This window comes from Streptococcus sp. 596553, assembly GCF_900411395.1.
Classification (GTDB): Bacteria; Bacillota; Bacilli; order Lactobacillales; family Streptococcaceae; genus Streptococcus; species Streptococcus mitis_BA.
This window is the reverse complement of the sequence record NZ_OXCQ01000001.1, coordinates 334045-347750: the sequence shown is the minus strand read 5'-3', so window position 1 is coordinate 347750 and position 13706 is coordinate 334045. Positions and strand designations below refer to the sequence as shown.

Annotated in this window: 14 protein-coding genes and 1 pseudogene; 2 read left to right on the top strand and 13 right to left on the bottom strand. The window is 41.5% G+C overall.

The genetic code is table 11. From position 1 onward, the window contains the following. Positions 1-2 precede the first annotated feature (2 nt). The 12 genes and pseudogenes from ftsW to DSY56_RS01695 form a co-directional block, all read right to left on the bottom strand. The gene (gene ftsW / locus DSY56_RS01750) at positions 3-1226 is read right to left on the bottom strand and encodes a cell division peptidoglycan polymerase FtsW (protein WP_112443656.1); all 1224 of its coding nucleotides are present in this window, start codon (positions 1224-1226) and stop codon (positions 3-5) included. A 142-nt stretch (positions 1227-1368) separates the two neighbouring features. Next, positions 1369-1683, bottom strand: a pseudogene (locus tag DSY56_RS01745) (transposase family protein); the annotation flags it as partial. Between the two features lie 265 nt (positions 1684-1948). After that, positions 1949-3307, bottom strand: a complete 1359-nt coding sequence (gene rlmD, locus DSY56_RS01740; RefSeq protein ID WP_112443655.1) for a 23S rRNA (uracil(1939)-C(5))-methyltransferase RlmD — start codon at positions 3305-3307, stop codon at positions 1949-1951. A 73-nt stretch (positions 3308-3380) separates the two neighbouring features. Then, positions 3381-4355 carry a DUF1002 domain-containing protein gene (locus DSY56_RS01735; RefSeq protein ID WP_112443654.1) on the bottom strand — a complete coding sequence of 325 codons (975 nt, stop codon included), beginning with the start codon at positions 4353-4355 and terminating at the stop codon, positions 3381-3383. A gap of 73 nt (positions 4356-4428) precedes the next feature. Beyond that, entirely contained in the window at positions 4429-5043 is a 615-nt protein-coding gene (gene pmp23, locus DSY56_RS01730; RefSeq protein WP_061439446.1) for a cell wall hydrolase Pmp23, read from the bottom strand. Next, positions 5043-6017 (bottom strand): nucleoid-associated protein, encoded by a 975-nt coding sequence (locus DSY56_RS01725; protein WP_200832329.1) that lies wholly within the window; start codon positions 6015-6017, stop codon positions 5043-5045. The genes pmp23 and DSY56_RS01725 overlap by 1 nt, the downstream gene beginning before the upstream one ends. 7 nt (positions 6018-6024) lie before the next feature. Beyond that, positions 6025-7281 carry a serine hydroxymethyltransferase gene (gene glyA, locus DSY56_RS01720; RefSeq protein ID WP_112443652.1) on the bottom strand — a complete coding sequence of 419 codons (1257 nt, stop codon included), beginning with the start codon at positions 7279-7281 and terminating at the stop codon, positions 6025-6027. Positions 7282-7343: 62 nt separating this feature from the next. Then, entirely contained in the window at positions 7344-7775 is a 432-nt protein-coding gene (locus DSY56_RS01715; RefSeq protein WP_112443651.1) for a GNAT family N-acetyltransferase, read from the bottom strand. A 1-nt stretch (position 7776) separates the two neighbouring features. Beyond that, on the bottom strand, positions 7777-8379 hold the full coding sequence (locus DSY56_RS01710) for an L-threonylcarbamoyladenylate synthase (protein ID WP_200832327.1): 603 nt from the start codon (positions 8377-8379) through the stop codon (positions 7777-7779). Next, the gene (gene prmC / locus DSY56_RS01705; protein ID WP_112443649.1) at positions 8363-9199 is read right to left on the bottom strand and encodes a peptide chain release factor N(5)-glutamine methyltransferase; all 837 of its coding nucleotides are present in this window, start codon (positions 9197-9199) and stop codon (positions 8363-8365) included. The genes DSY56_RS01710 and prmC overlap by 17 nt, the downstream gene beginning before the upstream one ends. Next, complete coding sequence (gene prfA, locus DSY56_RS01700) at positions 9199-10278, bottom strand: peptide chain release factor 1 (RefSeq protein WP_004262425.1); 1080 nt, start codon at positions 10276-10278, stop codon at positions 9199-9201. The genes prmC and prfA overlap by 1 nt, the downstream gene beginning before the upstream one ends. Then, the gene (locus DSY56_RS01695; RefSeq protein WP_112443648.1) at positions 10275-10865 is read right to left on the bottom strand and encodes a thymidine kinase; all 591 of its coding nucleotides are present in this window, start codon (positions 10863-10865) and stop codon (positions 10275-10277) included. The genes prfA and DSY56_RS01695 overlap by 4 nt, the downstream gene beginning before the upstream one ends. A 122-nt stretch (positions 10866-10987) precedes the next feature. Between DSY56_RS01695 and DSY56_RS01690 the strand changes: the two genes are divergently transcribed. Then, positions 10988-11170, top strand: coding sequence for a 4-oxalocrotonate tautomerase (locus DSY56_RS01690; protein WP_001117401.1), 183 nt, complete (start codon positions 10988-10990; stop codon positions 11168-11170). Between the two features lie 137 nt (positions 11171-11307). Next, on the top strand, positions 11308-12681 hold the full coding sequence (gene mnmE / locus DSY56_RS01685; protein WP_112443647.1) for a tRNA uridine-5-carboxymethylaminomethyl(34) synthesis GTPase MnmE: 1374 nt from the start codon (positions 11308-11310) through the stop codon (positions 12679-12681). Between the two features lie 45 nt (positions 12682-12726). Here the strand turns inward: mnmE and dapA are convergent, their stop codons facing one another. Further along, positions 12727-13662 carry a 4-hydroxy-tetrahydrodipicolinate synthase gene (gene dapA, locus DSY56_RS01680; protein WP_112443646.1) on the bottom strand — a complete coding sequence of 312 codons (936 nt, stop codon included), beginning with the start codon at positions 13660-13662 and terminating at the stop codon, positions 12727-12729. Positions 13663-13706 lie beyond the last annotated feature (44 nt).

The window sequence follows — 13706 nt, the reverse complement described above, 5'->3', positions numbered from 1 at the left end:
CTTCACAGAAGGTTCATTGTTTGATTTTCCAATTCTCGGTACAACTTAGCGCGTTTTTCACTGGCGTCAATATTTAAGACAAAGGCCACTGCCACTGATAAGACTAGAAGACTATTTCCACCCTGGGATAAGAAGGGAAAGGTTACTCCTGTAGATGGAATCAAGCCCGAAATCCCTCCGATATTGACAAATACCTGAACCAACATCATCCCTCCGACACCGAGTGCAACCATGGCATTGAAAGGATTCTCCGCTCGGATACCGACCAAGATAATCCGCAAAATCATGAAAAACAAGAGAGCTAAAATAAGACTGGCACCAACAAAGCCAAATTCTTCAATCACGATAGAAAAGACAAAGTCTGTATGAGCTTCTGGTAAATAACCTCGTTTTTCAATCGAGTTTCCAAGACCTAGACCAAACCAACCGCCATTGACCATGGCAAAATAAGAATTAGATAACTGGTGACCCGCATCAGCACGATCGGCAAAAGGATTAAAAAAGGCACTAAAGCGCTTGGCTACATAGCCAAATACTGGAATTTTTGAAAAGGTCTCAACACCGATAAGGCTGATAGTGGTCAAGACAAAGACAGAAGCGGCAGATACGAGCGCCAGAATGGTTGAAAACCAGCGATAAGCGATTCCGCTAACTGTATACATAATCAAGGAAACCAAGACTAAGATAGTTGCATTTCCTAAATCAGGGAAAATTCCCAAACTTCCAATCAGAACTAGGAGAACGAATCGCCAATCATTAAAAGCACGGGGAAGCCATTGATTTTGAGTCAAAACTTGAAAATCATAAATAGCTATTTCTTCTTGCTGTTTGGAGAATCGGTGAGCCAAATACCAAATAATAATGATTTTTAAGTACTCAGCTGGCTGAATAGTTACTCCTGCAACCGAAATCCAACCGTATGCCCCGTTTACGGAAATACCAATAAAACGAGCCAAAAACAATAAAACCATTTCTATCAATATAACTAAAATGATTAGTCGCTCATTTCTCAAAAAATCTAGTCTCAATTTATAAATTAAGGCAATCAGTATCAAACTAACAATCCAAAAGATTCCTTGGTTTCGAACCAATTGCAAGGCGCTCTTGCCTTCTTCAATTAAAATAGCGCTGGTGGTCGAATAGACCACAATCAAGCCCAAAATAGATAAAAGCAAGTAGGGAATCAAGATGGAATAATTTAATAAGTGCCTCTTACTAATCTTCATAGTATCACCACTCTACTAGGATACAGACAAATCTGTTCCAAATTCCGTTTTATTTTCTAGTTTTGATTGCTATTATACCATTTTTTCAGAAAGAAAAAAACTCTTACCTTACAATCCTTCGAATTTTACTGTTTTTTATAATTAGGGCAGAATTTGAAATCGTAAAACCATTTTGAATAAGAGTTGCTTCAACCCATTGACTCCGATGGATTAAGTTGCTTTCGTGAATGCCAAAATCAGCCGCAATTTGTTCATAAGTGCGCTATTCTCGCATGTATTGAATAGTTACCTTGAGGAGATAGTCTAGGCTTAATTTGGGTTTTCGTCCACCTTTTGCGCGTTTACGTTGATAAGCTGTTTTTAACACAGCTAACATCTCTTCAAAAGTCGTGCGCTGAACACCTACAAGGCTCTTGAAACGGCTATCGCTTAATTGCTGACTTGCTTCAGAATTCATAGTTTTATTGTATTATATTTTGTTTCGCAGAAAGTCTATTATTCCTTTCGTTCAAAGGTTTTTACGCTTTTAGCAACAAGCTTACACACTGAGCGTTTCGGACTTACCGTATCGTTTCGTCGGTTTTCCTCTTCATTCTACGAGTCCTATCGAATGGGAGAACATTTACTTCTACTTCGCTGATACCTCAGCTTGTACAAGCAGTGATACTGCCTCAACATGGTAAGTCTGCGGAACTCAAAAGGTTTGGGGAACCTTTTGAGGATTAACTACGTTTCTCTAACAAACTTACACATTCGACGTGATGCGTCTGAGGAAAAAGATCCACCGGCTGGACTTTCTTCAACACGTATCCTAACTCTTGGTAGAGTTTAATATCACGCGCCATAGTAGCGACATTGCAGGAGATATAGGCGATGCAGTCTGCTCCTGTTTGAGCGCTTGCCTTGATAAAGCTTTCGGTTAAGCCCTTGCGTGGAGGATCAACCAAGATAACGGTTGGTTGAATCCCATCTTTGAGCCAATTTTTCATGGCATTTTCAGCTGTATCACAGACATAGTTGGCGTTTGAAATATTGTTCAGCTGAGCATTCTTTTTGCTATTCTCAACCGCTTCTGGAATCACTTCAACACCATAAACTTCATTAACGTGTTTCGCAACAGAGAGCCCAATCGTCCCAATACCAGAATAGGCATCAATGACCACATCATCTTCTTTTAATTCAGCAAAGTCAATGGCTGTTTGATAAAGTTTTTCAGCCATTTCAGTATTGACTTGGTAAAAAGCAGGTCCAGCGATTTGGTAGTCATTTCCCAACATCTGGTCAGTGATAAAGTCTTGTCCATAAAGGGTGCGCCATTCCTTACCAAAAATCGCATTGGTGTTTTGGTCATTGATATTTTGCATAACAGACACAATCTCTGGGAACTGTTTGATTAGTTGTTCAATCAATTGCTCCACACGAAAAACTTTGGGACGAGTTGTTACCAAAATAACCATGATTTGACCTGAATAGTGTCCGCGACGCACCACAATGTTTCGAATCAAGCCAGCTTGTTCCTTTTCATCATAAGGCTTCAAATCATAACGGCGGAGCAAGTCGCGTAGGGTTACTACTAGCTCGTCAATCACAGGATCTTGGATAAAGAAATCTTCCAAAGGCATGAGGTCGTGGGAATTCTTACGGAAAAATCCTGTTTCCAAGATACCATTCACTCTACGGACAGGGACCTGTGCCTTGTTGCGGTACTTGATTGGATTTTCCATACCAAGCGTCTCAGCAACCTCTACATCCGTAATTCCAGCAATCTTGTAAAGACTGTCCTTGACTTGCTTGGTTTTAAACTTGAGCTGTTCTGGATAGGCAAGATGACCTAAATCCGCGATTCCTGAACGCAGGTAAGCCAAATCTAGATCTTGATTACGGTGTGGTGACTGGACAAGGTATTCTTCAACCTTCCCAAAACCAATCTTTTTATTAACCTTGAGGACACGCATGAGGATTTTTTCACTCGGTAAAGCATTCTCTACAAAAAAGACCAAACCATCTACCTTGGCAACTCCTGCGCCTTCATGGGTCAAGTCAACAATTTCAACTTCTACAATGTCATTTTTCTTTAACATTCTCTTCTCTTTCTATTAGCCGACAAAAAAGACGGCAACGTTACGGTTACCATCTATTATACCATGAAATTTCTTAAGAACCAAAACTCTTGAAGAAGTTGGCAATGGCTTGCCAGAGGGAGCTTAAAAAGTTCCCGCCGTCCTCTAGCGCCTTATCAGCATCAAAGTTAAGGTTGATATTTTTAAAACTGTCACCAGCTTGTGATACGATACTTTGTTTAAGGTCATTTAGGGTTTTAGTGAAGTCTGCATTGCTGAGGATATCACTTTTTGAGAGATTTAAAGCAAAATTGATGATGATATTGATCTGGTTTCCTGTTATGACCTGATCAAGTTTGTAATTTTTCAAGGTATCTTCAACAATCTTGCGGACATCTTCTTCTGTCAGATTTCCCTTACTTTCTTTAGCTTTGGCGAGTCCTGACTTAATATCTGCTAAGGCAACGTTTAATTTATTAGCATCATAGCCTGTTTTGTCCTTGTTTTCAGCATTGATATCGGACAAAGCCTTTAGCTCTTCTTGAGCCAAATCTTTGTTAGCTTGTGGCACCTTGGCTCCATTAGCTTCCAGCGAATAGTAAATCCCGGCTAAGGCACTCTCACCTGTAACTGGAATGGGTGCTGCTACAGTGATTTTGGCGTGTTCCACACCCAAGGTTACTGCTGCATTGCGGTACATATCCTGCGTCACCTTAGTGATGTTTTCTGGTGTTTCAATCTTGACCTCAAGTGGCGATTTGTCACCTAGCTTTTGAATCTTGGCTGATGAATACAACTGTAAACTAGAGTCATTGGCCACATTCATGATTTTAGAATAGACATCAGGTGTCATGGTCTTGAGTTCTTTGGTGTCTGTTGAGGCATTGTAGCCTAGTTTTTTAAGGGTTTGATTTTTTTGGTCTTCTGACAATGATGAACCTAGGACATATTCAGGTTGGACGTAGGTTTCATCGATAACTTTTTGAACATCTGTTGCTGCATGGGCGCTATTCATAGCTGTTACTGCCCACAAGACCGCAGCACTGGTCAGAAAGAGTTTCTTTCTCATAGGGATTTTCCTCCTTTACCTTTCTAGAGTAATATATCTATCTTAAAGAAAACTTATAACAAAAACATCTGGACTAGCCAGATGTCGAAAAGAGAGTGAAACATTTGATGATGTAAAGGTTGAGTTGCACCTGTCTAGAATAGTAATAATTTCCTCCATTTACATAGAGTTCGGCTCCATGGAAAATGGAAATGGGGTGAATATAACTATAAGTCTTTCCAGTGGTATTGCCAAGCAAGGGAGCAACAGTCTCACGAGAGTACTGTTTGGCCAGAGCCAAGGTATTTTCCTTGCCATTTTGGGCGATAAAATCGATATAGGCAGGTCCAAAATTATAGGCTTGAACAGCAGTCCAGACATCTACATCCTTCTTCTGGGCCAGATAGAGATTGTCTGTCAGAGTTTGAACGCCTTGCCGAATGCTAGAGGCGTTATCATTTATGGTGTTGGTGGAACCACTGGCAGACTCACTAGACTGCATGACGTCGCCTTCTTTTCCTTTTGTTTCGGTATAAATCATAGCGAGCACAAGCTCTTCGTTTGCTGGGGTGTCTTTTTCACTCAAGATTTCTCTCACCATGGGTTGATAGGTCATGACTTGTTTGACATCTTGGTGAACGCGGTAAGCTTTATAGCCAGCAAAAAGGAAGACTGCCAGTACAAGCACTCTTCGAATTCGTTTAAACATTATTTACTTTGAATATCCTCGATATTTTTGATTAAGATAGAGTAAGTTCCATTGTCGTTTTGGATAAACTCAACAGACTCGGCGTCTTGATAGACGTTATTGGGAACGATGAGCTCAATTCCATTTGACAAGGAGAGTTTTTGGTTTTCAAATTTCTTTAACTGGCGGCTGGCATCAATTTCATCGAACTGAACTGGTTCTGGTACGGCTTCTTTGACTTGGTCAATAAAACTCAAACGAGCAGTCAGATTATTGTCAAAAAGGTCGTTGGCCAATTTCTCAGGCGACAATTCATTGCTTTCTTCTAAGTTGTTGAAAATCGCTGATTTGACCTTGGATTGAAATTGAAAGTCATCTGTGTTAAAAGATTCAGCAATTCTCTGGGCTGTTTTTTCCAGTTCCTTGATGGATTTCTTGGGTGAAATCTTAGGAGCGACAGCAAGAAGATTATCTGAAAAATAGTTCAAGAAAGTTCCATTGTACTTGATTCGTTTTTCAATCAGATGGTACTTGCGACTCTGAAGATTAATCACTAAGGCCTCATCAGCACCTGTTCCAAATCCAGGCAGATTATTCTGAGTTAGCTTGATTGGATTATCCACTTCTCCACCGAGGTGGGTCAAGGTCTCGCGCAGGGCAATTCGCAAAAAAGCGAAATGTTCTACACCTTCTTTAGAAAATTGCACAAAAATCAAGTCATTGGTCTTGAGATTTTCTGAAATGCTGAACTCCTCTTTCCAGAGATTAGCCAGCTTTACTGATGTCTCCAACAAATCGTCTGTGATGTGATTGAAGAAGGGATTTTCTTCCTCGAAAATCCCAGTCTTGGCTTCATCTGAATACACACGTTCAATTTTTTTCCGCAGGTATTCTTCGATTTTTGGAGTAATATTGAGAAACTTATCCGCTAGGAACAGCTCGGTATCATCCGAACTGAACTGATGGATAATGGCTTTCTTAATATAAATGTCCATAAAAGTATTAGTCCTCGTATAATGGGAAGGCATCTGTCAATTCTTTGACTGCACTTCTCACTTCTTCTAATACAGCCTCATTTCCTGCATTCTTAAGGGTTTTAATGATCAATTCAGCCACTTTGCGACTTTCTTCTTCACCAAATCCACGTGCAGTGATGGCTGCAGATCCGATACGAATCCCACTTGTCTTGAATGGGGACAAGGTTTCGTAAGGAATTGAGTTTTTATTTAGGGTAATATTGACTTCATCCAGCAAGTTTTGAGCAACTTTTCCATTTTCTACAACTTTAGTCACATCCACTAGGAAGAGATGGTTTTCAGTCCCGCCAGAAATGATACGGAAATCAGAATCTTGCAAGAAGACATCTACCATAGCCTTGCTGTTCTTGATGACATTGGTAGCATATTCCTTGAAAGCTGGATCTAAGACTTCTTTGAAAGAAACAGCTTTAGCCGCCACAACGTGCTCCAAAGGACCACCCTGAATACCAGGGAAAATAGCTGAATTGATTTTCTTAGCTAAGTCTTCATCATTGGTCAAAATCAAACCACCACGAGGTCCACGAAGGGTTTTGTGGGTCGTTGTTGTCGTGATGTGAGCGTATGGCACTGGGCTAGGATGTAGACCAGCAGCAACCAAACCAGCGATATGAGCCATATCTACCATGAGTTTAGCCCCAACAGCGTCCGCAATTTCACGGAATTTTGAAAAGTCGATAATTTGAGAATAGGCTGACGCACCAGCTACAATCAGTTTTGGTTTTACTTCTTGGGCTTGTTTCAAGATAGCATCAAAGTCCAAGAGTTCTGTTTCAGGATCCACACTATAAGAAACAAAGTTGTAGGTTTGACCTGAGAAGCTAACTGGAGCTCCGTGGGTCAAGTGTCCACCTGCTGCCAAATCCATCCCCATAACGGTATCACCTGGCTCAATTAAGGCCATGTAAGATGCACAGTTGGCTTGGCTTCCTGAGTGAGGTTGGACATTAGCGAATTTAGCGCCGAAAATTTCTTTTGCACGTTCAATAGCTAGACTTTCTACCACGTCTACCACATCCGTTCCACCATAATAACGATGGCCTGGGTAGCCTTCGGCGTATTTATTCGTCAAGATAGACCCTTGAGCTGCCATAACAGCCTTGGAAACTACGTTTTCCGAAGCAATCAACTCAATGTTGTTTTGTTGTCGTTCTTCTTCTTTGGCAATAGCATTCCAGAGATCAGCATCGTATGCTTTAAAATCATCTTTGTCAAAAATCATAGGTCTTCTCCTTTTATTGTGTGACTAGTCCATTAGTTTCATTTTCTTATTAGAAAATCAAACTAAAAGATGCGAATAAACCGTTTCTGCATTTTATCACAAGTATAACCAACTTTTTCATAAAATGCATGAGCCCCCAGACGATGATCGGCAGAGTTTAAGCGAATAAACCCAGAACCACGTCTTTTTGCTTCTTCTTCCAACCCTTTTAGCAAGCTTTTACCAATACCTTGACCTTGCGCTTGAGGTGAAACTGCTAAGGCTAAAATATTAAATCCTGCTTTAGAATAAAGTGATTCATAGACCTCAGCGTGGACATATCCAAGCAAGGCATGACTAGCTTCATCCTCATAAGCAAGTAGGAAATGATGTGAATCCTTAGATAATCTAGCTAGTTGACGAGCTGTGTCCTCTGGACTAAAAGAATAACCCAAAGCCTCTTGATTTATGTCACATATCGCTTTCACATCTGTTTCTTGCAAATTTCTTAGCATTTCATGCCTCCTCAAAAAAAATCTCTGGCAACCGAGCAAGAATATCTTCTCGCTTAATGGCCCCTTGGCGTAAGATTTTCACCTTGTCTCCAGACAAATCCAAAATAGTTGAATCCTGTCCAGTTAGAAAAGCATCGTCTTCTAGACCCAGAACCTCTTGGTCAAAATCCTTCAGAATTTGTTCAAAGGTTACTCCACTTGCCTGACCTGAGATATTGGCAGACGGCCCAATCAAAGGACCTGTCTCTCGAATTAAATCCAGTGTGATAGGGTGACTGGGCATCCGAAATCCAACAGTTGAAAGGTCAGAATTGACCCAATAGGGAACTCGGTCATTGGCTTCAAGGATAATGGTCAAGGGACCTGGTAAAAAGGTCTCGACAAGTTTTTGTAGATAAGTTGGCTGATTCTTTGAAAAGTGCAAGATATTCTCTAAAGAGGCAATATTGAGATTGAGTGCCTTGTCTCTAGGACGACGTTTGAGCTGGTAAACATGGTCAACTGCTTTTTCGTCTAGCGCCTTGGCAAAAAGACCATAAACCGTCTCTGTAGGCAGAACGACTGCTCCGCCCTTTTCCAACTCTTGTCTAATCCTGTCCATCATCAACCACGACCATCCTATCTTGACCAAATTGGTCCTTGAGTGTTCGTACTCGCTTTTCAGGAAGATGTTTCCTAAAAAGTTCAGGAACACTTTGACCTTGCTTGTATCCAATTTCAAGGTAAATCTTACCACCATCTTTGAGATAGTCTTTTGCATCTTCCGCAATTCTACGGTAAATAGCTAGGCCATCCTCATCTGCAAATAGAGCTAGATGAGGCTCCGAATGCAAAACATTCAAGCCGACCTCTGACTCATCTTCACGAGAGATATAGGGTGGATTGGAAACAATTATATCATATTTTTCAGAAATTTCTGTAAAACAGTCAGATTTTTTTAAAAATATTTGAAGATTTTGATTTTTAGCATTTTCGCTGGATACATCTAAAGCATCTTGGGAAATATCTGCTGCTGTCACTGACCAATCTGGTCTGTTTTTTGCTAAGGCGATAGCAATAGCTCCACTACCTGTTCCAATATCCAGAACTGAAAAATTCGTCTCAGGATTTTCAGCTAGGATAAGCTCAACCAATTCCTCTGTCTCTGGACGAGGGATCAATACTCGCTCATCAACTTTTAACTGCATTCCATAAAAATCTGCCTGTCCGATGATATACTGGGCTGGTTTATGAGCTGCTAACTGTTGGAAAATTCCTTTTACAAATACTTCTTCCTCTTCCGTCACTTCCTGATGCAGAGCAAAGACAAAGTCCGTAAAAGAGAGATTTTTCAGGCTACGATAGACAAAAGAGAGGCTTTCTGCTTCCTCTCCTTTTCTTATCAATTCTTCTTCAAAATCTGAAAATAATTGAGCTAATTTCATTATTTGTTTAATTCTTCTAATTTTTGTGTTTGGTCATAAAGCACCAAGGCATCCACAACCTCATCCAATTTACCAGACAAAATAGTATCTAGTTTTTGGAGGGTCAAGCCGATACGGTGGTCAGTCACACGGTTTTGTGGGAAATTATAAGTACGGATACGTTCTGAACGGTCCCCAGTACCAATTGTCGACTTACGCTCAGCGTCTTGTTCATCTTGTGCAATCTGAGCAAAGTGGTCAGCAACACGCGCACGGATAATCTTCATAGCCTTCTCACGGTTCTTCTGCTGGGTACGTTCTTCCTGCATCTCAACCTTGATATTGGTTGGCAAGTGAACGATACGAACGGCAGTTGCAACCTTGTTGACGTTCTGTCCACCAGCACCTGATGCGTGGTAAATATCAACACGAAGGTCTTTTGGATCAATATCGTATTCTACTTCTTCCACTTCAGGCATGACAAGAACTGTCGCTGTCGAAGTATGTACGCGACCTTGGCTTTCTGTCACAGGGACACGTTGCACACGGTGGGCACCTGATTCGTACTTAAGCTTAGAGTATACAGACTGACCAGAAACCATGGCAACCACTTCTTTGAAACCACCGACGCCATTTATAGAGGCTTCCATGACTTCAAAACGCCAACCTTGGGCTTCCGCATACTTTTGGTACATGGTTAGAAGGTCTCCAGCGAAAAGTGCTGCTTCGTCTCCACCAGCTGCTCCACGGATTTCAAGGATGATGTTCTTGTCATCGTTTGGATCTTTAGGAAGGAGCAAGATTTTCAGTTTTTCTTCGTATTCTTCTTTTTCAGCCTTGGCATCTTTGAGCTCTTGCTTGGCCATTTCTTCCAAGTCCGCATCTCCGCCTGATTCCTTAATCATCTCTTCAGCGTCAACGATGTTTTGAAGGACTTGTTTGTACTCACGGTAGGCTGTTACCGTATCGCGAGTAGAAGCCTCTTCTTTCGAAAGTTCCATGAAACGCTTAGTGTCCGAAACCACATCTGGGTCACTGAGCAACTCTCCTAATTCTTCATAACGGTCTTCTACAGCTTGTAGTTGATCATAGATGTTCATTTTTCTTCATTCTCCTTATTGATTTCAGGGGCAAAATAATGTTTACGGCAAACTGAGATATAGGTTTCATTGCCACCTATTTGAATCTGCTCACCATCATAAACGGGCAGTCCATCCTGTGTTCGCAAAACCATAGTCGCCTTTTTCTTGCAATACTGACAGATGGTCTTGATTTCGTCGATCTTGTCTGATAAAAGCAAGAGATACTTGGAACCTTCGAATAGTTCATTGCGAAAGTCGTTTTTCAAACCAAATGCCATAACGGGTATGTCTAACTCGTCTACAACACGAGCTAGGTCATAAACATGATGACGTTTGAGAAACTGGGCTTCATCGACCAAAACACAGTATGGTTTCTCAGGTAAATCTCGGATAAATCCAAAGATATCCGTCGTTTCCTCAATCGCAATGGCAGGGCGTTTCATGCCAATTCGACTCGACACATAGCCAACACCGTCACGCGTATCCAGAGCCGAGGTCATAATTACAACACCTTTTCCTTGCTCCTCATAGTTATAGGCCACTTTGAGAATCTCAATCGTCTTACCAGAGTTCATGGTCCCATAACGATAATACAACTGTGCCATGTTTCTTGCTTCACGTCCATTTCTAAATTTTTGCTACATCCTAGTATATCATAATTTTCTGAAGCTTTAAACGGCAAAATATGGTAAAATAGAAGAAATCAAAACTAGTGGAGGAAGATATTATGCCATTTGTACGCATCGATTTATTTGAAGGACGCACGCTCGAGCAAAAGAAGGCTCTTGCTAAGGAAGTAACGGAAGCGGTTGTCCGTAACACTGGAGCCCCTCAATCTGCTGTCCATGTCATCATCAACGACATGCCAGAAGGAACTTACTTCCCACAAGGGGAAATGCGCACCAAATAAGCTAGCTTAAGCAGAATTGCTTAGGCTTTTTCAATCTCCAAGTAGCATCCATTGAAGAAATAGCCTAAATTTGTTACAATTTGAAAAGAGACTTGGAAAAATTTCCAATAAAAGATCTATTTATTAAAGGAAACATTATGATTACACGTGAATTTGATACCATCGCTGCTATCTCTACTCCCCTAGGTGAAGGGGCTATTGGTATTGTCCGCCTGAGCGGAACAGACAGTTTTGCTATTGCGCAAAAGATTTTTAAAGGAAAAGACTTGAGTCAGGTTGCTAGCCACACTCTCAACTACGGTCATATTGTTGACCCTCAGACAGGGAAGGTCATGGACGAGGTTATGGTTGGAGCTATGAAGTCTCCAAAGACCTTCACCCGTGAGGATATTATCGAGATTAACACCCACGGTGGAATTGCGGTAACCAATGAGATTCTCCAGCTAGCTATCCGTGAAGGAGCTCGGTTGGCAGAACCTGGTGAATTTACCAAACGTGCTTTTTTAAACGGTCGCGTAGACTTGACACAGGCTGAGGCCGTGATGGATATCATCCGTGCTAAGACAGATAAAGCCATGAACATTGCGGTCAAACAACTAGATGGTTCCCTTTCTGACCTGATTAACAATACCCGTCAAGAAATCCTTAACACACTTGCCCAAGTTGAGGTTAATATCGACTATCCTGAGTATGACGATGTTGAAGAAGCCACTACTGCTGTTGTCCGTGAGAAGACTAGGGAGTTTGAGCAATTGCTAACCAATCTCCTTAGGACAGCCCGTCGCGGTAAAATCCTTCGTGAAGGAATTTCCACTGCCATCATCGGACGTCCCAACGTTGGGAAATCTAGCCTCCTCAACAATCTCTTGCGTGAGGACAAGGCTATCGTTACAGACATTGCTGGTACCACACGTGATGTCATAGAAGAATACGTCAACATCAACGGTGTTCCTCTAAAATTGATTGACACGGCCGGTATTCGTGAAACGGATGACATCGTGGAACAAATAGGTGTTGAGCGTTCGAAAAAAGCCCTCAAGGAAGCCGACTTGGTTCTACTGGTGCTAAATGCCAGTGAACCACTAACCGCCCAAGACCAACAACTTCTTGAGATTAGCCAAGATACAAACCGTATTATTCTTCTTAATAAAACCGACCTGCCAGAAGCGATTGAAGCTTCGGAACTACCTGAAGACGTTATTCGTATTTCAGTCCTTAAAAACCAAAATATCGATAAGATTGAAGAGAGAATTAACAACCTCTTCTTTGAAAATGCTGGCTTAGTTGAGCAAGATGCTACCTACTTGTCAAATGCCCGTCACATTTCCTTAATTGAGAAAGCAGTTGAAAGCCTACAAGCTGTAAACGAAGGTCTTGAACTGGGGATGCCAGTTGATTTACTTCAAGTTGATTTGACTCGTACTTGGGAAATCCTCGGAGAAATTACTGGGGATGCTGCTCCTGATGAACTCATCACCCAACTCTTTAGCCAATTCTGTTTAGGAAAATAAGAAAAATCCATGATCGTTCTTGCGGTCATGGATTTTATTGTCTTATTAGTAATCTGGTCTTAAAACCCCTGTTACAGTTGCCTTGGTTGCTTCGTAGTCGCCATCTACGACAACCTTGATAATGCGTTTAGCATCTTCTTCTGGTGCTGGAACAAGAGGTAGACGAGTTGGTCCAGCTTCAAATCCCATGTAGTTCAAAACTGCCTTAACTGGAGCAGGACTTGGATAAGAGAAGAGGGCATTGACCTTAGGAATGAATTTACGTTGAATAGCTGCGGCTTTCTTCATATCGCTTTCTGCAATGGCAGTAAACATCTCGTGCATTTCATCACCATTTGTATGAGAGGCAACAGAGATAACCCCATCCGCACCAAGGTTCATGGCATGGAAAGCATCTCCATCTTCACCTGTATAGACCAAGAACTCTTCTGGCTTATGCTCAATCAAGTAAGCCATATTGGCAAGACTGGTACATTCCTTAACACCAATGATATTTGGATGGTCAGCCAAGCGAAGCATGGTTTCTGGAGTCAATTCCACAACCACACGACCTGGAATATTATAAATGATAATAGGTAAGTCAGAAGCGTCTGCAATAGCTTTAAAGTGCTGGTACATTCCTTCTTGAGAAGGTTTATTGTAGTAAGGGACGATTGCAAGTCCAGCAGCAAAGCCACCAAATTCTGCTACTTCTTTGACAAACTCGATAGAGTCACGCGTATCATTGGTACCTACACCCGCAATCAAAGGAACTCGTCCATTGACAATCTTTTGTACAGCCGCAAACAGTTCCAACTCCTCATCGTGGGTCAAGGTTGGACTCTCAGCAGTGGTCCCTGCAAGAAGAATTCCGTCAGTATGATGCGCCAACAAATGCTCAATCAAGGCTGGAATAGCATCAAAGTTGATGGAACCATCCTCGTGAAAGGGGGTAATAAAGGCTGTGATGATTTTACACTCTTTTAAATCTTTATAAGACATGAAAACACCTCTCTATTTCAAAGAAGGAGTTCATCTGAACTCCT